We start from the raw sequence: 21,604 nt of genomic DNA, 5'->3' as shown, positions 1-21,604 counted from the left end.
ACACTGCGTTAAAATCACATAAATTGGAGCCCTATTAAGCGCTCCTTTTTTTATGCCATAAAAGTATTTAATTGAATGGCTGTAAATACTTAGTTATTGTCGTATTTCTTTTAAGCCTCATGCTTTACCTTTGAAGGAATAATGAAATGATGTCAATTAAAGTGATGTGTTTTGCTGCCCTGTTAGCTTTAACTAATAATGCTTTAGCAAGTAGTGAAGTAAATACAGAGTCCCTATCTTACGATGCCCTTTTAAGCAGTTATCAATATGACTTTAAAGTAAATTACTTTAGCGTTGAATCACAAAAGCAGTCTTTAAAGATAGCGTATATTTACCTAAAGCCTACCAAAGAAAAGATGCCTACCGTGACACTCATGCACGGCAAAAATTTTAATGCTGATTATTGGACGACTACAGCGCAGTACTTACAATCGCTTGGCTTTGGTGTATTAATTCCTGATCAAATTGGCTTTGGTAAATCATCTAAACCCACTAATTATCAGTATTCGTTTGCATCGCTTGCCTACCATACACATGCGTTAATTGCCTACCTTAACTTAAAACAAACAATTGTAGTTGGCCATTCTATGGGCGGCATGTTGGCAAGTCGCTTTGCTTTAATGTATCCCAATACAACAACTAAATTGGTTTTGCTTAACCCTATAGGGCTTGAAAACTACTTACATTATGTTGAATACAAAGACACCAACTTCTTTTATAAAAATGAGCTTGCTAAAACGCCCAAGGGCGTAAAAAAATATCAGCAAAAAAACTATTACGATGGTAAGTGGAACGCTACATATTCAGCATTAACGAACTTTATTACAGGGCAAATACAAGGGCCGGATAAAGCTCACATGGCGTGGGTTAATGCTAAAACATACGATATGATTTTCACTCAACCCGTTATTACTGAATTTAAAGACTTTGCCGTGCCAGTTGAGTTAATTATTGGTACCCGTGATAGAACAGGACCAGGCCGCAACTGGAAAAAAACCGGTGTAGATTACGAGCTTGGTCGATACGATAAGTTAGGCAAAAATGCCGTATCGCTTATCCCCAATGCTAAATTATATGAGCTCGATAATTTAGGCCACTTACCACATATAGAAGACTTTGAGCGCTTTAAAACTGTATTTAAAGAAGCACTCGCTGCTGAATAACACACATAAATACACATAACCGACAAAATAAAACCCCTGAAAGTATTTTACATTCAGGGGTTTTATTTTATTAGCGCATCAACACTATACGCCACTGCTTTATACTGTTAAGAGCTCAACTAAAGTGAGCACTGTGGCCTTTTTCCTTGCGAGTTTGCAGTACTTTGCTCACTTAATGCTTTTGTCATTTGCGACTGCAAATTATTAATACGACTCGTTGGTGCTGGGTGTGTAGACAAAAACTCAGGCGTTGCACCGCTTCCCGCTTTACTCATGTTTTCCCAAAGCGTAACCGACTCTTTTGGGTTGAAACCCGCCTTAGCCATTAAATCAAGACCAATGGTATCGGCCTCAGATTCATGAGAACGGCTAAACGGTAAAACCACACCATATTGAGCGCCTAATCCGAGCCCTTGCATAATTTCATTACGGTACTGCACGTTACCCATTTCAAGCGCAACACTACCCAACTGCATTCCCGTACTTAACAACGAGCTTTGTGATACACGTTCATTAGAGTGTTCTGCAATTACGTGTCCTACTTCATGCCCTAAAACGGTGGCAACTTGATCTTGATTAGTCGCTATTTTTAGTAATCCGGTATGAACACCAATATAACCGCCAGGCAAAGCAAATGCATTTGCTGAATCATCTTCAAATACCACCACTTCCCAGTTTTGAGATGCATACTCATTAGGTAAAACGGCAATTACTTTTTCAGCAATACAATTTACATATGTATTGGTTTTTGGATTTTTATTAATTGGCTGATTTTTTTTCATGTCAGCAAAGCTAGCCGTACCCATTTCGCTCATTTGCTGATCCGAATAAAGCGCTATTTGAGTACGCCCTGTTGGCGATGTTTTACACCCTGCTAAAACAGCCGTTGCTACTAGTGCCAATACCAATTTTTTCATTGTATTACCTTAAGTCATTTATACTGCAAGTAGGATAGCAAACACAGTGCCAGTTTAAAATCATTGGTTTAAGGTAAGTACTTTGCGGTGAAGTAAGTAACGTTCCGGCTAAACTATGTTTATACATATACGATGCCCTGCTACACTATAGCCCTTGTTTTAGTTACCTTGAGTTTATGTATGGGCGCCTCGTCTACGTCTTTTAATACCCGTATTTTATTACCTTTATTGGCAAGTATTGTCGCTATTACACCCCTTGCAATTGATATGTATTTGCCCGCAATGTTGGTTATTGCGAACAATTTACAAACAAGTATGCCAAATGTACAAATATCGCTAAGTATTTATTTAGCAGGTTACTCATTGGGCATGTTATTTTTTGGCCCTATAGCGGATCAAATTGGCCGCCGGAAACTGGCTAAAATTGGTTTAACATTATTTGGTTTAACCTCTACTGCGTTAGCATTCACAACAGAAATTCATACTTTTTGGACACTAAGGGCAATACAAGCGTTCACTGGTGCTGCTGCTACGGTGGTCGTGCCAGGAATCATTAGGCATATTTATCAGCAAAATACGGCTAAAGGTATGTCGTATGTATCGATGATCATGATGGTTGCACCATTAATAGCACCGTCTGTAGGCTCTTTTATTTTAGGGCTTTCTGTTTGGTCTACAATATTTTTAGTATTAGCAGCTTACAGCTTTATAATACTTGTGTTTGTGCAAGTATATTTAATTGATATACCTATTCATACCAGCGAAAAAAAAGGGTTAGCCTTATTTTTTGATAGTTATAAAACTGTTTTGAGTAATACCGATGCACGCGCCGATATTTTAAGCTCAATGTTTGTATCGTTTGGCTTTTTTTGCTTTTTAACCTCAGTACCTTTTATTTATTTAGACTTATACAAAGTGTCGGAGCAACTGTTTGGGATATTATTTGCCTTTAATGTGATGGCATTAATGTTTGGTAACTTTTTAAACACACGAATTGTGCCGCGTATTGGTTCACGCAAAATGTTATATATTGGATTGGTATGCGGTTTTATTTCAGGATTTTGCCTTTTAACTTTTAGTATTTTACATTTATCGCTTTATTATATAGTGGCAGCAATTGCACCATTAATGATGAGTTTAGGGGTCACTGCCAGTAATGCAGATTCGTTAATACTCATGAAGTTTGAAAAAAACACCGGCACGGCTACTGCCGTTATTGGTACGCTTAGGTTTGGCAGCGGTGCCTTGGTAGGCCCCATTCTTGCTGTTATGCATGCTCAAAGCTCTGTGCCGTTTTCTAGCCTCATGTTTAGCGCGGTACTACTGACGATATTAGTGCAAATAATTCATTTTAAAAAAGACAAAAAAAATGCCTCAATTTGAGGCATTTTTAAAGTGTTAAACGGCTAAATTAAGCGTCAGCCGCTTTTGAAACCATAACCATTGCCGGGCGTAATAAACGTCCATTTAATGTGTAGCCTTTTTGCATAACAGCAAGCACAGTGTTTGGTGTTACATCGTTGCTTGGCTGAATTGACATAGCTTGATGGAACTCTGGGTTAAATTGCTCGCCTTGTGGGTTAACAATTTCAACACCGAATTTAGCAACAGCATCGTTAAAGCTTTTAACCGTCATATCAATACCTTCAAGCAACGGTTTTAACGTTTCGTTTTCTTTATCAGAAAACTCAATAGCGCGCTCAAGATTATCAATCACAGGAAGTAATTCGTTAGCAAACTTTTCAAGTGCAAATTTGTGTGCTTTTTCTACATCTTGTGCAGCACGACGGCGAATGTTGTCAACGTCAGCAGCGGCACGGATCACACCGTCTTTTTGGTCTGCAATAGTTTGCTTAGCAGCTTCTAGCTCTGCGTAAAGCATCGCAATTTCAGCTTCAGGGCTTTGTTCTTCTGCATGTTGTTCAGCGGCATCCACGGCTGCTTCTACATCTGCTTGCATTTGTTCAATTTCTTCGTTTAGTTCTACTTCTTGCTCTGGGTTTTGTGTCTGCTCAGACATAAAATACATGCTCCAATTCTTTTCAATTGCGGTAATTATGGGGATTGAATAAAAAGATTCAAGAGTTCGATGACTCAATTAATTTAAATTCTTGGATTATTTGTTCTATTTGCGCTGATTTTGGGCAGATTATACAAAAGCGGCTTTGGTATTCTTGGTTTTGAAAGTAAGGAACGCTGATGGTTATTAGATCGTTACATTCACTAAACGGAAGTTTTTTACCGCTGATCACCGAAACACCATTTTTAAATGCCAGTGCATCTTCAACAAAATTTAGAAATGACACGCCTATATTTAGGCTTTGCTCACAATTTATTTTTTTATAAAGGTAGTTTTCACCCACAACAATACTATTATCTGAACCTAACTTTTGACTTAACTGCCGTGTCCATTGAGTAAGTGAATCATGACAGTTTTTAGGCGCTGTGTTTGCCATTGCTTGCATTCTATACAAGCCTTCCATCAATGTTTGTTGACTAAATACTGTATTTAACCACGTTGCAAACTGGTAACGAACCGTATCTGAAGCATCATGTGGTTTATCAATGCAAATATTATGGCTTTGGCCTGCTCGATCTATCAATAAAATAAGCCAATCGGTAGAATCAAAATCAAGTACTTCAACCCTAAATACATGCTGTGAGCTTACTTGCGGTAAACCAACACAACAGCATACCTGATACTTTTGACTCAAGCCATGTGCCAATTCAACTAGCTGTGCTTGCTCTGGCTCCCAGTAACTAGCAATATCTGATAATGGAAAAAACTCATCAAACCAATAATTAAACCCTTCATCTGTAGGTACTCGTCCTGCAGAAGTGTGGGGGGAATACAATAAACCTACTTTTTCAAGACGGGCCATTGCATTACGAACGGTTGCTGAACACACAGCCATGCTTTTTAGCTTGGCAATTTTTGTTGATGGAACGGGCAATCCCTCACCGTTACAGTACATGTTCATTACAGCTGAAAATATTTGCTGATCGCGCGGATTTAATTTCATGATATCTACATCTTGTTGCATGAAAGGTATATCGGGGCATTTGCTGCTATTTCAAGTCATTTCCCCTTTGTTGAACAATATAAAACAAATTTATTTTAAACTAAATTGAATCATACTCATTTAGGTAAAATCTGTATTTTCAAACACTTTGCTTTTGAGTTACTCTACAAACATCAAAATTTTTAGTGTGCAGATTATGAACTCTCCTTTCAATACTATTGGCCTTATTGGCAAACCAAACCACCCAAAAGCGGCTGCCACTTTGCAGCGTTTGCATACATTTCTACTGGCACTTGGTTTTGAAGTGATTGTTGAAAAGCGCACTGGCGGACAGTTAGTCGATGTACCCAAAGAAAACCTTGTTAAACTGGTTGATTTAGGAGAGCAAGCCGACCTTGCAATTGTGGTTGGCGGTGACGGAAATATGTTAGGAGCTGCGCGCGTGCTTGCTCGTTTTAACATTGCTGTAATTGGCGTTAACCGAGGTAACCTTGGTTTTTTAACCGACTTAAACCCTGAAGGTTTTGAAGCTAGCCTAGAGCATGTTTTAAGTGGTGAGTATATTGAAGAAAATCGCTTTTTATTGGAAGTAGAAGTTTATCGTCACAATGAACTAAAAAGTGCCAATTTAGCGGTAAACGAAGCCGTATTACATGCAGATAAAGTGGCTCATATGATTGAGTTTGAGGCATTTATAAATAGCGACTTTGTATTCTCTCAGCGCTCTGATGGGCTAATTGTATCTACGCCAACAGGATCAACTGCTTACTCACTTTCTGGTGGCGGTCCAATATTAACGCCTGAACTAAATGCAATATCTTTGGTGCCTATGTTTCCGCACACGTTATCAAGCAGGCCATTAGTGGTAGATGCCGATAACGAAGTGAGGCTAAAACTTAGTTTAGACAATACTGACAGCTTGCAAGTCAGCTGCGACAGCCACGTTGTGCTTGCCGTTTTACCTGGTGATGAAGTCGTCATTAAAAAAGCAGATAAAAAATTGCGGTTAATTCATCCAAAAAACTACTCTTACTACAACGTTTTACGTACGAAATTAAATTGGGGCAGTCGTTTATACTAATTTTATTGCTAAAGCGTTGTCTTTAGCGCAAAATGCAGATTACAACAATAATACACCAATTTTTAGGAACAAATAGCAATGACATATGTCGTTTTTTTTGCCTTGCTACTGTTAATTACACTTCTAGCAACCTACTTAAAAATAGAAAGCAATCGTCGCAAAGCAATTGAAGCTCAAAAAAAGCAATTTAACGAACGTGTATCACAAGTTGGCGCCCGTCTAAAGTCAAAATTAAATGAGCTAGTAGAAGCGAAAATTCTTCGCCCTAAATACGCACCTCGAATTCAAGCAATCGTTTCTAACTTTTTTGTAGTTCAAAAGCATACCGACGAAAATTTGCAAACCCTTGAAGATGTATCTGATCTATTAATCAATACTTTATCTAACGAACTGACTAAAGCGAACCAAACGGGCAATGGCCAAAGTTTGGAAGAAAATATCCAGTATTTTGTGTCTGAACTTCCACAGCAAGGTATCTCGTATAACAAAACGTTTTACTCAGAAGCGTTACCAAACCTTATCGAATTAATTAAAACCAACGACTTGCTACAACCCCTTGATAATGAAGAAAATGAATACATCCCAGAAAATCAAGACCCAAACAACCAACTCAATCAACATGTTAATATTGCCTAAATAATAAAAAATTAATTTGCAAAAAAGCTAAACACTGTATAAATTACCAGTTAATTAACTGGATGGATAAACAGTATGTTAGTTGGTTTAGAAATTAAAAACTTTGCAATTGTAAGTAACTTAAGCACTGAATGGCATAACGGCATGACGGCGATCACGGGTGAAACCGGCGCGGGTAAATCGATTGCCATTGATGCACTTTCATTGTGTTTAGGCGAGCGCGCTGAAGCCTCTGCTGTACGACCTTCTGCAGACAAAGCTGAAGTATGTGCTCAATTTGATATAAGCGCACTCCCGCTCGCTCAGGCTTTTTTAGAGCAACATTTTCTGACCAGTACTGATAATGATTGCTTACTTAGACGCGTTGTTTGCAAAAATGGTCGCAGTAAAAGCTATATTAATGGCAGCTCAGTAACTGCATCTCAGCTCAAAGAACTTGGCCAGTATTTAATTTCTATACATGGACAACACGCTCATCAACACCTTTTAAAAGCTGAACATCAATTACAACTACTTGATGCATATGCTGGCCATCAAGACTTAGTTGTAAAAGTAACTGAAAGTTATAAACAATTCGCCAACCTTCAAAAAGAATTTAAACAGCTTGAGCAACAGCAATTACAACAAGCCGCTCAAAAACAGCTACTAGAATACCAAGTGGCAGAACTTGACGAGTTTGCGTTACAAGACGGTGAGTTTGAACAAATTGAAGTCGAACATTACAAGCTAAGTAATAGCCAAACCATTTTAGAGTCATGTCAAAAAGAGCTGCAATACCTATATGAAGGTGAAGAACAAAGCGCGTGTTCTGTTTTACAGCACAGCGCACAACAATTTGCAGATTTAGCACAATATGATGAAAGCTTAGCAAGTGTGGCAGCAATGCTAGAAGAAGCTGCTGTTCAAGTAGAAGAAGCTAGCCGAGAAATTCGCAATTATACGGAACAAGTTGATTTAGACCCAGCCCGTTTAACAGAGATAGAAAATAGGTTAAGTGGCGCAATGGACTTAGCTCGTAAGCACCATATAAAACCGCAAGGATTAGTTGAATTTCATCAGTCAATTTCAAAAGAACTCGAGTCAATTAGTAATAATAGTTCGCGTTTGGAGCAACTTGACTCTGAAATAAACGATGCATTGCTTGACTACAAGCAAGCAAGTGAAGCGCTAAGTATTAGCCGCAGAAGTTATGCTAATACCTTAAACACCTTAATAAGCGAAAGTATGGCAAATTTATCCATGGAAAATGGTGTATTTGAAATATCGCTTACTGAAGATCCTGAGCGCGCCCCCAATCTTTTAGGGCATGATAGCGTTTCGTTTTTAGTATCGACCAACCCAGGGCAGCCCCTTCAGCCTTTGGCTAAGGTGGCGTCTGGTGGTGAGCTTTCGCGTATTAGCTTAGCCATTCAGGTTATTATTGCCCAAAAAGTAACAACACCAACATTGATATTTGATGAAGTAGACGTAGGTATTTCTGGACCTACAGCCTCTGCTGTTGGAAAGTTATTAAGGCAACTTGGTAAATCGACTCAGGTGATCTGTGTTACCCATTTGCCGCAGGTTGCAAGTAGTGCGCATCAGCAATTTTTTGTAGCAAAAGAAATTGCTAAAGGTGAAACCTTTACCAATATGCTGGCACTAACAAAAGATGGTAGAGTAGACGAAATAGCAAGGTTGCTTGGCGGCGACAATGTTAGTAAAACAGCAAAAGCAAACGCAAAAGAGTTAATAAAAAGCGCATGTGTAATTTAGGTTTAATTAATAACCAACTAGGGTTTCAATTTTCAGCAAGGCCTTTATATGATTACTAATACTGCTTTAATTCTTATTATTGTAAGCTGTCTACTGGTTTTAATTAGTATATTGTTAACTTTATTTAGCCGATATAAACACACACAATTCAAGAAACACTTAATGAGCTTTTTAAATGTAACGTTATTCGTTCAGCTTATTCTTAGTGTTTACAATTTAATGAGTTACCAGGATGGTAATTCGAATAATTTAATTTTTAGTTATACATGTGTTTTGCTCACCCAAATACTGTGTAATGTATTTTGTTACATGAGTTTAAAAAGACGTATTGCTAAAGTTAAATCAACACTTGATTCGTTCTCAATGGAATAATAAAACTACTCTGAGCAAGTCCTATTTTTACCTTGCTCTTTAGCTTTATAAAGCAATTCATCTGCGCGCTTGATATCAATGTCTATAGAATCGCTTTCATGGGATTGAACAACCCCCATACTAATCGTTAAGCTTAAGCTCGCAAAAGATGTATTAACCGGAAATTGTTTTAGCGCGGCATGTATTTTATTTGAGATTTCTACGCCCTTTGCGTTAAATACATTAGGAATTGCAATCAAAAACTCTTCCCCGCCCCAGCGTGATGCAACGGCATTATTAGGAATATGTTGCTTTAAAATATTAGCTAAGTGTATGAGCGCTTCATCACCAAAACTATGCCCGTACTCGTCGTTAACTTTTTTAAAGTTGTCTACATCGCACAAAATAAGTACAAACGGTGTTTGCTCCTTCGTGAGCGCTAATTTAAATTCACTAAGCTTATTCATTGTAAAGCGTCTGTTTGGTAACCCCGTTAAAGGGTCAATAGTCGCCAACAGTTCATTTTTTTTACTCAGTGCTAATATTTTTTGATTGTATTTTTCCCTTGAGTTTTCATAAAAGCCACTCAACATTGCGACAATAATAAATGAAAATATAACTCGATAGGGAAATTGATCCGGTAGATAGTTATAAATACTAAAGGTATGCGCACAATAAAAAGCTAATATAACCGCTAATAAAAACAAAACAATATCAACGATACCGCGCTTTAAGCCTCTAATTGAAAATGTGACTGGCGAAACTATGAATATCCAAATCGGACCGGTTCCCTGCGCGCCTCCAGTTAAAACAAGGTAAATCATCAATGCATAAAGGTTATATAGGATAGCACTAGCTGACTTTTCAAGGTTTTTATAAACACTAAGCGCCCATGCGTAAATTAGCGAAGAACATATTAAGGTAAAAAATAAAAAATAATCGCTGTTGGTCAATGCAATGCAGCCCATCACCAAGGTTGCTATAAAGCCTATTGATGAGAAAAATCTAACTATTAGTTTTCTTTCTGGATTATTTGAATGTTCATGCATAATAAGCGCTATTTTTCTTATATTATTGAGTTAATTTTCAGCAAAGTTATCACCAATTTTTCTGAGTAACACTCAATACTCCCCTTTTTCAACAGTTAAATCAAGATTAAAGTATTACTGATGTAAAATTAATACTAGTACCTTTTTTAGAAAATTTTAACTTTATGAATCTTAAAACTATTCATGAGTGTAGCTTGGTAATACGACCAAATTATCATCGAAAATAAAATGGTTAAAAATAAATGGTACCTAAATCGTTTCAAGCACAAAAAAGCAAGCCACTTGGCTTGCTTTTAAATTGTCGATTTCTGAAAATATTAAATTAAACTTTTAAATAATCCATAATACCTTCAGCTGCGTTACGGCCTTCAAAAATAGCGGTTACTACTAAATCCGAACCACGCACTATATCGCCACCAGCAAATATTTTAGGGTTAGTTGTTTGATGTGTAAATTCACCTTGCTCTGGTGCGTTAATACCGCCCCAGTGGTTTATTTCTACATCATACTTTTCTAACCAGTCCATTTTGTGTGGCTTGAAACCAAACGCCATAATTACTTGTGTTGCTTCAATAACATGCTCTGAACCGGCGACCTCTTCTGCGCGGCTACGACCATTCGCATCTGGCTCACCCAGCTTAGTTTTAACCATTTTTACGCCTGCAACATGGCCGTTAGCGTCTAGCACAATGCCTTTAGGTTGAACGTTATATGTAAATATAACCCCTTCTTCTTTGGCATTTTTTACTTCACGCTTAGAGCCTGGCATATTTTCTTCATCACGGCGGTACGCACACGTTACTTTTGCAGCACCCTGTCGTATAGACGTTCTTACACAGTCCATCGCAGTATCACCACCACCTAATACAACGACCTTCTGGTTCGCCATATCAATATAAGCTTGATTCGCTTCGTCATAACCCATAACTCGGTTAGTGTTTCCGATTAAAAACGGCAGCGCATCGTGAACACCCGGTGCATCTTCATTTTCAAGCCCAGCACGCATACTCTGATACGTACCCACGCCCAAAAATACTGCATCATAGTCGGCTAAAATATCATCCATAGTGATATCTACACCTACTTCAACATTCAGCTTAAATTCTACGCCCATTTCAGTGAAAATCTCACGGCGTTTTTGCATCACTTCTTTCTCTAGTTTGAAAGAAGGAATACCAAATGTGAGTAATCCACCAATTTCTGGGTGACGGTCAAACACAACAGGCTTAACACCATTTCGAACTAAAATATCCGCACAACCCAAGCCCGCGGGCCCTGCACCAATGATAGCTACTTTTTTGTCAGTCCATGTTACGTAAGACATGTCTGGCTTCCAGCCCATTTTAAACGCGGTATCGGTAATATATTTTTCAATGTTACCTATCGTTACCGCGCCAAACTCTTCATCGAGCGTACATGAGCCTTCACACAATCGATCTTGAGGACAAACACGGCCACATACTTCAGGCAAGCTGTTTGTTCGATGAGAAAGCTCCGCAGCTTCTAATATACGCCCTGTGCGAATTAGTTTAAGCCACTGTGGAATGTAATTATGTACCGGACATTTCCATTCACAGTATGGGTTACCACAATCCAAGCAACGATCAGCTTGAGAGTTAACCTGATTCTCTGAAAAGGGTTCGTAAATTTCTACAAATGATTTTTTACGTGACGAAATTGGCTTTTTGCGTGGATCTACACGCTGCACGTCTATAAATTGATATACATTTTCGCTCATACTGCCCCCTTATTGCGCCTGAACACGTAGTTCGGCACTACTACGGGCGCGGTGCCCGAGTAAACTTTTTACGTCACTTGATTTAGGTTTTACTAATTTAAACATAGGTAAGTAGAGCTCAAAATTAGCTAAAATACTTTCTGCTCTGCATGAGCCTGTTAGCTCTAAATGCTCAGCAATTAATCCACGTAAATGCTCTTGGTGTGACGTTAACGCTTCTAATGTCACAACTTCAACAAGCTCTGGGTTTATGCGTTTTTCAAAGTCGTTTCGCTCATCTAAAACATAGGCAAAACCACCGGTCATACCCGCACCAAAGTTAACACCCACATTACCAAGCACACACACAACACCACCGGTCATGTATTCACAACCATTATCGCCAACGCCTTCAACAACTGCTTGCACGCCTGAATTACGAACTGCGAAGCGCTCACCTGCGCAACCTGCAGCAAACAATTTACCGCCCGTTGCACCGTATAAGCAGGTATTACCAATAATCGTTGCTTTATGACTTTCAAATGATGAACCCACTGGCGGACGAATAACTAACTTGCCACCAGCCATGCCTTTACCAACGTAGTCATTAGCGTCACCAACGAGGGTCATTTCAAGACCACCTGCGTTCCAAACACCAAACGATTGACCAGCCGTGCCATGGAGCTCGATTGCTACCGGGTCAGCCGCCATCCCCTGATTTCCATGTTTATCAGCAATGTAGCCAGATAACATAGCACCAACTGAACGGTCTGTATTACAAATTCGGCTAACAAGTGAAATACCACTTGAAGCATCTATTGCTTCTTGCGCTTTTCCTAATAGGCTTTCGTTAAGCTCGCCTAAATAATGTGAGCTATTTGGCGCGCTACAAAATAACGTTTCGCCTGTTGGATTGTTTGGCTGCGCAATAACAGAAGATAAATCTATCTTTTTCTGTTTGGCTGTTTTGCCCTCAATTGCTTCAAGTAAATCAAGACGACCAATTAAATCAGTTAAGTTTGCAACACCTAAGCTTGCCATGATTTCACGCGCTTCTTGTGCAATAAACTTAAAATAGTTCATCGCCATTTCAGGTAAGCCATGGTAATGCTTTTGACGAAGTGTTTCGTCTTGGGTTGCAACACCGGTTGCACAGTTATTTAGATGACAAATACGTAGATATTTACACCCTAATGCCACCATAGGGCCTGTACCAAAACCAAAGCTTTCAGCACCTAAAATAGCAGCTTTAATAATATCTAAACCTGTTTTTAAACCACCATCTGTTTGCAAACGAATACGATGACGAAGGCCATTTTCTACAAGGGCTTGCTGTGTTTCAGCTAGACCTAGTTCCCATGGGCTGCCTGCATATTTTACTGATGTTAGCGGGCTTGCGCCTGTGCCGCCGTCGTAGCCAGATATAGTAATTAAATCAGCATATGCTTTAGCTACACCTGTTGCTATGGTGCCAACACCTGGTTCCGACACTAGTTTTACTGATACTAGTGCCTTTGGATTTACTTGCTTTAAATCGAAAATTAGCTGAGCAAGATCCTCAATAGAATAAATATCATGATGCGGTGGCGGTGAAATTAACGTCACGCCAGGTACCGAATAGCGAAGTTTAGCAATATAAGGTGTTACTTTTTCACCCGGAAGTTGCCCGCCTTCACCTGGTTTTGCACCCTGCGCGACTTTAATTTGAATTACATCTGCGCTACGTAAATAATGCGGTGTAACACCAAATCGACCTGAAGCTACTTGCTTAATACGTGAGTTTTTCTCAGTGCCGTAACGAAGTTTATCTTCACCACCTTCACCTGAATTTGAACAACCACCCAGGCGGTTCATTGCAATTGCGAGTGCTTCATGAGCCTCTGGCGATAAAGCACCAATACTCATTGCAGCTGAGTCAAAACGTTTGTAAAGCGCTTCTGCAGGCTCTACATCATCAATACTAATTCCATTTTCTGGTAATTTAAGTGCCAGCATATCGCGTAATGTTGAAATAGGGCGATTATTAACAAGCTTTGCATACTCGTTGTAATCTCTATATTCACCAGAGCGAACTGCTACCTGCAGTGTTTGGATCACATCTGGGTTGTATGCATGGTATTCACCACCATGTACGTATTTAAACAAACCGCCATGGCTAAGTAACTTACGTTTACTTAAAGCAAGCTTGTGTAAGCTTTGTTGATCGTCATCAAAGTCTGTAAAACATGCACCTTTAATGCGGCTAGCCACACCTTTAAAACACATATCAACAACAGCATCTGATAAACCCACCGCCTCAAATAACATTGAGCAACGGTAAGAAGCGACTGTACTAATGCCCATTTTCGACATTATTTTGTATAAGCCTTTGTTTACTGCTTTACGATAAGCAAGGGTTACCTCGCAGTAAGATTTATCGATGATTTTACTGTCACTCATCGCGACTAACGACTCATACGCTAGGTATGGGTAAATAGCTGTTGCGCCAAAACCAAGTAACACTGCAAATTGATGAGGATCTCTTACGCTACCCGTTTCAATAATGATGTTTGATTCACAGCGTAAATTGTTATCAACCAAACACTTTTGCACTGCACCTACAGCCATAGCCGCAGGGATAGGTAGGTTTACATCGTCAAAATTACGATCAGTTAAAATAAGCATGATAGAGCCAGCAGCTGCTTTCTCTTTTGCTTTATCGCAAATGCGTTTAACTGCGTTTTCTAAACCTTCTTCAACAGTATAAGTAATATCAATTTTACAATAGCTGTAATGCGCTTCATCTGCATTTAGTAGCTGCTGCATGTCTGCATACATTAAAATAGGTGTATCGAACTGTAAGCGCTTGGCGTGGCCTGTAGTTTCGTTAAACACATTTTGTTCGCTACCAATACACGTAGCCAAAGACATAACATGATTTTCGCGAAGAGGATCAATTGGCGGATTAGTGACTTGTGCAAACTTTTGACGGAAATAATCGTATAGTGAACGATGCCCTTCGCTTAACACTGCAAACGGAGTGTCATCACCCATTGAGCCTGTTGCTTCTTGGCCGTTTTCACCCATTACACGAATAACGCTATCCAACTCTTCATTGGTATAACCAAACATTTTTTGATATTTAGCTAACGTTTCATCGTCAAATGAACGATTGCCTGCATCTTGCTCTTTTAATTCTTCAAAGGGAGTCAAGCGCTTAACATTTTCTTCGAGCCACGACTTATAAGGATGGCGAGATTTTAAATCTTGGTCGATTTCGTCTGAGTGCCAAATTTTCCCCAATTTGGTATCAATTACTAAAAGCTCACCCGGACCCACTCGGCCTTTTTCAACTACTTCATCGGCGGTGTAATCCCAAATGCCCACTTCAGAAGCAAGAGTGATAAAACCATCTTGTGTGATTACATAACGCGCAGGACGAAGACCATTTCGGTCTAAGTTACAGGCTGCAAAGCGGCCATCTGACATAACAATCCCCGCAGGACCGTCCCATGGCTCCATGTGCATAGAGTTAAAGTCATAAAATGCACGTAAATCGTCATCCATAGCACGGTTTTTTTGCCATGCAGGCGGCACAAGCATGCGCATTGCACGGAATAAATCCATGCCACCGGCTAAAAATAGTTCTAGCATGTTATCAAGGCTTGACGAATCTGAGCCTGTTTCATTAACAAACGGCGCTGCGCTTTGTAAATCTGGAATAAGTGGAGACGAAAATTTATACGAGCGAGCACGAGCCCACTGACGGTTACCCTCAATGGTGTTAATTTCACCATTGTGCGCTAAATAGCGGAAAGGTTGAGCAAGTGGCCAACGAGGCTGTGTGTTTGTTGAAAAGCGCTGATGAAAAACACAAATTGCGCTGGTCATACGGATGTCTGCCAAGTCTAAATAAAAATTAGGCAAATCTGCAGGCATCATAAGGCCTTTATAGATAGTCACTAACCCAGATAAACTTGCAATGTAAAATGATTCATCGTCTGCTAAACGTTTTTCAGCACGACGGCGCGCTACGTATAAGCGACGTTCTAAATCTTTTGAACGCCAACCTTCAGGTGCGCTTACAAAAATTTGCTCAAAGCCCGGTAATTGCTGCACAGCAATTGGGCCTAGCATTGATGGGTCGGTAGGCACTTCGCGCCAGCCTAAAATATTTAGCGTTTCTTTTTCTAATTCTTCGCTAAGAATTTCCTTTGCAGCTTGTGCTAAAACAGGATCTGAATTTAAAAAGATCATGCCTACTGCATAGTTTTTACCAAGGTGCCAATTATGCTCACTTGCAATAGCACGGAAAAAACTATCCGGTTTTTGCAAAAGCAAACCACAGCCATCGCCTGTTTTACCATCAGCAGAAATACCGCCACGGTGTTGCATACGATCCAACCCAGTAATAGCAGTACGAATAAGCCGGTGACTAGCCTGACCATTAACTTGGGCAATTAAGCCAAAGCCACAATTTTCTTTCTCTAATTTCGAGTCGTATAACATAGACCCCTCCCCTTGCTTCACTGTTAGCGTTAATGAACTGCTCGACGATTTGCTAACAGCCGGTCAAAACTAGCCTCTATATCAAATAGAGTCAACAGTAATTTGAATACATATTCACATTCTTGAATATTTCTCACTTCATAGCAAGATTTCTTTTTTATCATTTTTATTAACATTTAGCGGTATTTTCACCGTTATTTTTTCATGACACTGGTGTCAAGTTTAACATTTTGTAAAAACACCTCCAATCTAAAACGCAGTTTACGTAAACGTAAACTTAGGCATTAGTGAATAAATATTCAATTAAAGAGATTCGTAAAATGTGGGGATTATGCAAATAATATTACCCCTTTTCATTAACGAATTATAAAAGGGATAAATAAAGGTAGAATTATGTTCCTTATTCTTCATTCAGCTTAAAAACTGTCATTTAACCACTCATTACTTTGATTAATTATTCGTAAATAAAAAAATAACACCAGTTCAAGCTTAAATGTCATCCCGCTATTTAATCACCTGAGTAGCTTAGCTTTAAAATACACTTACACTTTGAGTTCACTGTAGTTGCGACGTTATTGGTTTTCTTATACCCGCAACGCAGTATTTACTCTTTATATATTGCTTTTTATGTGTCCGAAGCGGACACATAAAGTGTCCGCGGACATATTACTTTAAAAAAATAATTACTAAGTGCTTTAATATCAACAAGTTAAATTATGGCATGCTAATCGTATAGTGTAATTTAGTAATTATTATTTGGAAGAATTATGTTCACTTTAAGCTTATTTTTACTCTCGCCGCTAGCCGCCATTTTTGCAGCACTACTTTATGTCATGTTTGAAAAAAATATAAATTCATTTAGTTAGGGTTGAATAATGATTAAAGATACCAGTGCTCAAGACATACAAGTTAAAACACTCGCAAACCATAAAAAACGTTTTCTTTTAATTATCGCTGTGTTGTTACTTATTATTGCTGCTACTTATGGAGTTATGTCAGGCTCGGATGCAACTAAATCATTTAGCCAAGAAAAGGTGCAAATAGCAAAAGTAGAAATTAAAACGCTTATTCGCGATGTAGCCGCAAGTGGAAAAATTGTTGCCGCCAATGCACCACATATCTACAGCTCAGAGAGAGGCTTTGTAAGCTTGCACGTTAAAGCTGGCGATACAGTTACCAAAGGCGACGAGCTTGCTGTTCTTCATAGCCCTGAACTTACCAATGAATTAAAACAACAACAATCTGTTTTGCAACGCTTAGAGGGTGAACTTAAAAGGCAACACCTGCAATCAAGAAGAGACACTTTAACCCTTACAAAAACACTCGATATGGCAAGTGTAGAATTAAACGCAGCACAAAGAGAAGATCGTCGCGCAAAACTATCAATTAAAAAGCATTTAATAAGCCAAATAGACCTTGAAAAAGCAATAGACGACTTATCACGTGCACAGCTTACCTATAAACACGCACAGCAAGAGGTGGCACTTGCTAAAGATACACTCGCATTTGAATTGCAAGCTGCTAAAAGTGATGTAGAGCGTCAGCAGCTGGTCGTTGATGAATTACATAGAAAAGTAAATGAGCTGTCAATTCGGGCCACAGTGACAGGCATTGTTGGTAATCTGCTTGTGCAACAAAAAGCAGCCGTCACGCAAAGTCAGCCTCTGATGACACTCGTTGATTTAAGTCATTTTGAAGCACAGTTGCAGGTGCCAGAAAGTTACGCAAACGAACTCGGGTTAGGTATGGACGTAGAGCTTAAGCTAGGGAACGAAACAATAATGGGGGTGCTATCGGCTATATCACCCGAAGTTAATAATCGCGAAGTAACCACACGTGTTCGCTTTACAAGCAACAGCAATAACATTCGCCAAAATCAACGTTTAACCGCGCGTATTTTACTCGACAATCGCCAAAATGTGCTGCAGGTAAAGCGAGGCGCTTTTATGCAACAAGGTGGCATTGTTGCATATAAAATAGACGGTAATTTTGCCAGACGTATACCTATATCCGTAGGTGCCACCAGCATTAACGCGGTAGAAATTTTAAGCGGCTTAAATGAAAACGACGAAATAATAATTTCTAGCTACAACCAATTTAACCAAGCAGACACGCTTTTATTAAATTAGAAGCGCTCTCAACCATCGCCAATTTAAGGAAAAACCATGTTACAAATGAAAAACATAAGTAAAGTATACCAAACTGAAATGGTTCAAACTCACGCATTAAGAGACTTTAATTTAAATGTAAATGAAGGCGAATTTATAGCTGTCACAGGCCCTAGCGGCTCTGGGAAAACTACCTTTTTAAATATTGCCGGTATGTTAGAACCCTTTAGTGAAGGTGATTATATTTTAGATGGTGTAAATGTGGGTAGCCTAAACGACAACCAACGTGCCGATTGCCGAAATCAAAAAATTGGTTTTATCTTTCAAGGTTTTAATTTAATACCAGATTTAAACCTCTATGAAAATATTGAAGTACCTCTTCGTTATAGAGGTATTAAAGCAAAAGAACGTAAACGTAGAATAGAGCAATGTTTAGAACAAGTAGGCTTAGCCTCCCGCGCTAAGCATTTACCTCAACAACTTTCTGGCGGCCAGCAACAACGCGTCGCTATAGCCCGCGCACTTGCCGGCGAACCACGCTTTTTACTTGCCGATGAGCCCACCGGTAACTTAGACAGCCTAATGGCTCGCCAAGTGATGGAATTACTTGAGCAAATAAATCGCGATGGCGCCACTATTATAATGGTGACACATGACAGCGAATTAGCCCGCCGTGCACCGCGCAACATTCAAGTAGTTGATGGACAACTTGCTGACTTTACTTTGTACCAAGGTACACAGCCAATAAAAGTCGCACAAGGAGTATAATTCATGCTGGTTCATTATATTGATCTGAGTTGGCGTAGCTTTAAGCGCACACCACTCGTAAGCTTTTTAATGGTACTTGCCATAGCAATTGGTATTGGCATCACCATGACTAGTTTGAGTGTGTATCACATGATGTCGGCCGATCCTATCCCGCACAAGAGCAGTCAACTTTTTAGTGTGCAGTTACAGATAATGGACGATGGAAGCACATGGTGGACGTCAGATAACCAGCCTCTTCAACTAACTTATCAAGATGCTGCAAATCTTTATCAATCCCAAGTAGGTGCTCAACGTTTAAAAATGGTACGAAGTGGCTTTTCTGTTTACATAGACTCTGACAAAGTAAAACCGTTTAGTCAAAGTGCAAGACTTACCACTCCTGAATTTTTTAATATGTTTGACCTCGAATTTTTACATGGTAGCAAGTGGTCACAGCAACAAGAAGACAATGCAGCGCCCGTTGTTGTCATTAGCGAGGAATTAAACAATAAGTTATTTGCTGGCAAAAATTCAGTGGGTCAGGTTATTTACCTTGACGATGCTAGTTACGAAGTGATTGGCGTTACAAAAAACTGGCCACTAACCATCAAATATTACGACTTAAACAATGGTGCATTTAACCAACCCGAACAACTTTTTATGCCATTTAGCCTTCTTGAGGCAAAGCAACTTGGTAATTGGGGAAATACTAATGGTTGGAAGCATGAAGATGTTCGAAGTTTTACTGCCAAATTACAGTCAGAAATGGTTTGGATTCAATTCTGGGTTGAATTAACGACCGAGCAACAAAAAAATGATTACGAGAATTACTTATTAGCTTATATGCAAGAGCAGCAAAAGCTCGGTCGATTTAATCGTAAAGAGCTCGCTTTTGGACTTCGAGATGTTAACCAATGGATGGCTTACAATAATGTGGTTAGTGAAGATAACAAAATTTTAGTGGCTCTGAGTTTTATGTTTTTGGCTGTGTGTTTGGCTAATATACTTGGCTTATTACTTGCCAAATTTTTACGTCGAGCGCCAGAGGTTGGTGTACGCCGTGCTCTTGGTGCTAATAAACGGCAGATTTTTATGCAACATATCATTGAAGTCGCTATGTTAGGGCTTTTGGGCGGGCTACTTGGGATTGTATTTGCGCAGTTTGGCCTATTGGGTGTTCGTCAGAGCTACAATTATTACGAAAGCTTGGCGACTATGGATTTAAGTATGTTACTAAGCGCCCCACTTATTGCAATCAGTACTTGTGTAATTGCCGGGCTTTATCCTGCTTGGCTGGTGTGTAAAACCAACCCTGCCATTTATCTAAAAAGCCAATAAGGACGAACACAATGATATTAGAAATTAAACCTATTTTTCATGCGCTGTGTCGATCTAAGGTGGGTGCAATTTTGCTACTTATACAAATAGCAATTACCACTGCAATTGTTAGTAACGCAGCATTTATAATTCAAGACAGAGTAACCTACCTTAACCAAGAAACTGGCTACCCGGAAGACGAAATACTTGCTTTTCATGTCATGCATTTTGGTAAAGATGTTCAAAGCCATCAGCAATTTGAACTTGATGAAGCCATGCTTCGAGCTTTACCTGGCGTTAAAGACGCCATATATATTAATAACATACCGTTATCAGGTAGTGGCAGCTCATCTGACTTCAGCATTAACTCTGCACCAGAGCCAGGGCTTTCTGCAAGAACGGCTTACTTTTTTACGGATGACCATGCAATTAATACACTTGGCGTTGAGCTTGTTGCAGGACGAAATTTTACTCAAGATGAAATCGTTGTCACTAACGATAATGATCAACGAGCCAATGTGACAATTGTCACTCAAGCATTACTCAATGAGCTTTTTCCTGATGAAGAGGGCTTAGGAAAAACGATTTTTCTTGGTGATATTCCACTGAAAGTTGTTGGTGTAATTAAGCATGCAAAAGGGCCTTGGTTAAAAGACAGCCGCCCAAATAATATCGCATTAATTCCTTACATTAATCCCAATATATCTGGCAACTTTTTAGTTCGCACTGCGTCCAACGAGCGTGCAGACATAGCTAAACAGATTGAAGACGCTATGCTTAAAAATTATAACAAGCGTGTGATTATTCGAATTCGTGGTTTAGATCAAGACAAAGCGCAATATATGGCTGAAGACACATTGATGATGCGTATGTTAGTTGTGCTTATTACTATACTTTTACTTGTCACCGCTTTAGGGATCTTTGGCTTAACCTTATTTAATATAAGTAAGCGCACCAAACAAATTGGAACACGTCGTGCTTTGGGCGCTCGTAAATCTTCAATTATCAATTACTTTTTAGTTGAAAATGCATTGATTTGCATTGCTGGATTAGTTTTAGGCGTTATTGCTGCCCTCATACTTGGGCAATTGCTAATGCAACACTTTTCAATAGCTGCATTACCCTTAGGCTATGTCGCAGCAACTGCCGTTATGGTTTTTATCATGAGCCTTCTAGCTGTATTTGGCCCTGCTAAGCGTGCAGCAAATATTTCGCCAAGTATCGCAACCCGAACCATATAGCGCTGCTCCCA

At 39.3% G+C, this 21,604-nt stretch carries 15 protein-coding genes; 9 read left to right on the top strand and 6 right to left on the bottom strand.

Going from position 1 to position 21,604, the window contains the following annotated elements:
• Positions 1 to 146 precede the first annotated feature (146 nt).
• On the top strand, positions 147 to 1,163 hold the full coding sequence (locus PMAN_RS05255) for an alpha/beta fold hydrolase (protein WP_010557614.1): 1,017 nt from the start codon (positions 147 to 149) through the stop codon (positions 1,161 to 1,163).
• Positions 1,164 to 1,282: 119 nt separating this feature from the next.
• Here the strand turns inward: PMAN_RS05255 and PMAN_RS05250 are convergent, their stop codons facing one another.
• Complete coding sequence (locus PMAN_RS05250) at positions 1,283 to 2,080, bottom strand: M48 family metallopeptidase (RefSeq protein WP_006792426.1); 798 nt, start codon at positions 2,078 to 2,080, stop codon at positions 1,283 to 1,285.
• Positions 2,081 to 2,260: 180 nt separating this feature from the next.
• On the opposite strand from PMAN_RS05250, the gene PMAN_RS05245 reads away from it, so the two are divergent.
• Positions 2,261 to 3,463, top strand: a complete 1,203-nt coding sequence (locus tag PMAN_RS05245; RefSeq protein ID WP_010557613.1) for a Bcr/CflA family efflux MFS transporter — start codon at positions 2,261 to 2,263, stop codon at positions 3,461 to 3,463.
• A 28-nt stretch (positions 3,464 to 3,491) separates the two neighbouring features.
• Here the strand turns inward: PMAN_RS05245 and grpE are convergent, their stop codons facing one another.
• The gene (gene grpE, locus PMAN_RS05240) at positions 3,492 to 4,100 is read right to left on the bottom strand and encodes a nucleotide exchange factor GrpE (protein WP_008132071.1); all 609 of its coding nucleotides are present in this window, start codon (positions 4,098 to 4,100) and stop codon (positions 3,492 to 3,494) included.
• Positions 4,101 to 4,158: 58 nt separating this feature from the next.
• A complete protein-coding gene (locus tag PMAN_RS05235) occupies positions 4,159 to 5,124 on the bottom strand; it encodes an HrcA family transcriptional regulator (protein ID WP_006792423.1) in 966 nt (321 codons plus the stop codon).
• A 175-nt stretch (positions 5,125 to 5,299) separates the two neighbouring features.
• Between PMAN_RS05235 and nadK the strand changes: the two genes are divergently transcribed.
• From nadK to recN, 3 genes are all read left to right on the top strand, one after another.
• Complete coding sequence (gene nadK, locus PMAN_RS05230) at positions 5,300 to 6,184, top strand: NAD(+) kinase (RefSeq protein WP_010557611.1); 885 nt, start codon at positions 5,300 to 5,302, stop codon at positions 6,182 to 6,184.
• Positions 6,185 to 6,262: 78 nt separating this feature from the next.
• Positions 6,263 to 6,820 (top strand): hypothetical protein, encoded by a 558-nt coding sequence (locus tag PMAN_RS05225; protein WP_010557610.1) that lies wholly within the window; start codon positions 6,263 to 6,265, stop codon positions 6,818 to 6,820.
• A 75-nt stretch (positions 6,821 to 6,895) separates the two neighbouring features.
• On the top strand, positions 6,896 to 8,575 hold the full coding sequence (recN, locus tag PMAN_RS05220) for a DNA repair protein RecN (protein WP_010557609.1): 1,680 nt from the start codon (positions 6,896 to 6,898) through the stop codon (positions 8,573 to 8,575).
• 377 nt (positions 8,576 to 8,952) lie between these two features.
• On the opposite strand, the gene PMAN_RS05215 is transcribed toward recN, so the two are convergent.
• The 3 genes from PMAN_RS05215 to gltB form a co-directional block, all read right to left on the bottom strand.
• Positions 8,953 to 9,975, bottom strand: a complete 1,023-nt coding sequence (locus tag PMAN_RS05215) for a GGDEF domain-containing protein (protein ID WP_242032455.1) — start codon at positions 9,973 to 9,975, stop codon at positions 8,953 to 8,955.
• Positions 9,976 to 10,297: 322 nt separating this feature from the next.
• A complete protein-coding gene (locus PMAN_RS05210; RefSeq protein ID WP_006792417.1) occupies positions 10,298 to 11,713 on the bottom strand; it encodes an FAD-dependent oxidoreductase in 1,416 nt (471 codons plus the stop codon).
• 9 nt (positions 11,714 to 11,722) lie between these two features.
• Positions 11,723 to 16,180 (bottom strand): glutamate synthase large subunit, encoded by a 4,458-nt coding sequence (gltB, locus tag PMAN_RS05205; RefSeq protein WP_010557607.1) that lies wholly within the window; start codon positions 16,178 to 16,180, stop codon positions 11,723 to 11,725.
• Between the two features lie 875 nt (positions 16,181 to 17,055).
• Here gltB and PMAN_RS05200 point away from each other — a divergent pair.
• The 4 genes from PMAN_RS05200 to PMAN_RS05185 are packed head-to-tail and all read left to right on the top strand — an operon-like array spanning position 17,056 to position 21,593.
• Positions 17,056 to 18,309: an efflux RND transporter periplasmic adaptor subunit gene (locus PMAN_RS05200; RefSeq protein WP_010557606.1), complete on the top strand. Its 1,254-nt coding sequence runs from the start codon at positions 17,056 to 17,058 to the stop codon at positions 18,307 to 18,309.
• A 36-nt stretch (positions 18,310 to 18,345) separates the two neighbouring features.
• The gene (locus PMAN_RS05195) at positions 18,346 to 19,056 is read left to right on the top strand and encodes an ABC transporter ATP-binding protein (protein WP_006792414.1); all 711 of its coding nucleotides are present in this window, start codon (positions 18,346 to 18,348) and stop codon (positions 19,054 to 19,056) included.
• Positions 19,057 to 19,059: 3 nt separating this feature from the next.
• Positions 19,060 to 20,373: an ABC transporter permease gene (locus PMAN_RS05190; RefSeq protein WP_010557605.1), complete on the top strand. Its 1,314-nt coding sequence runs from the start codon at positions 19,060 to 19,062 to the stop codon at positions 20,371 to 20,373.
• 11 nt (positions 20,374 to 20,384) lie between these two features.
• Positions 20,385 to 21,593: an ABC transporter permease gene (locus PMAN_RS05185; RefSeq protein ID WP_010557604.1), complete on the top strand. Its 1,209-nt coding sequence runs from the start codon at positions 20,385 to 20,387 to the stop codon at positions 21,591 to 21,593.
• Positions 21,594 to 21,604 lie beyond the last annotated feature (11 nt).

Source organism: Pseudoalteromonas marina (assembly GCF_000238335.3).
GTDB classification, from domain to species: Bacteria; Pseudomonadota; Gammaproteobacteria; order Enterobacterales; family Alteromonadaceae; genus Pseudoalteromonas; species Pseudoalteromonas marina.
This window is presented reverse-complemented; position numbering and strand designations above follow the sequence as displayed.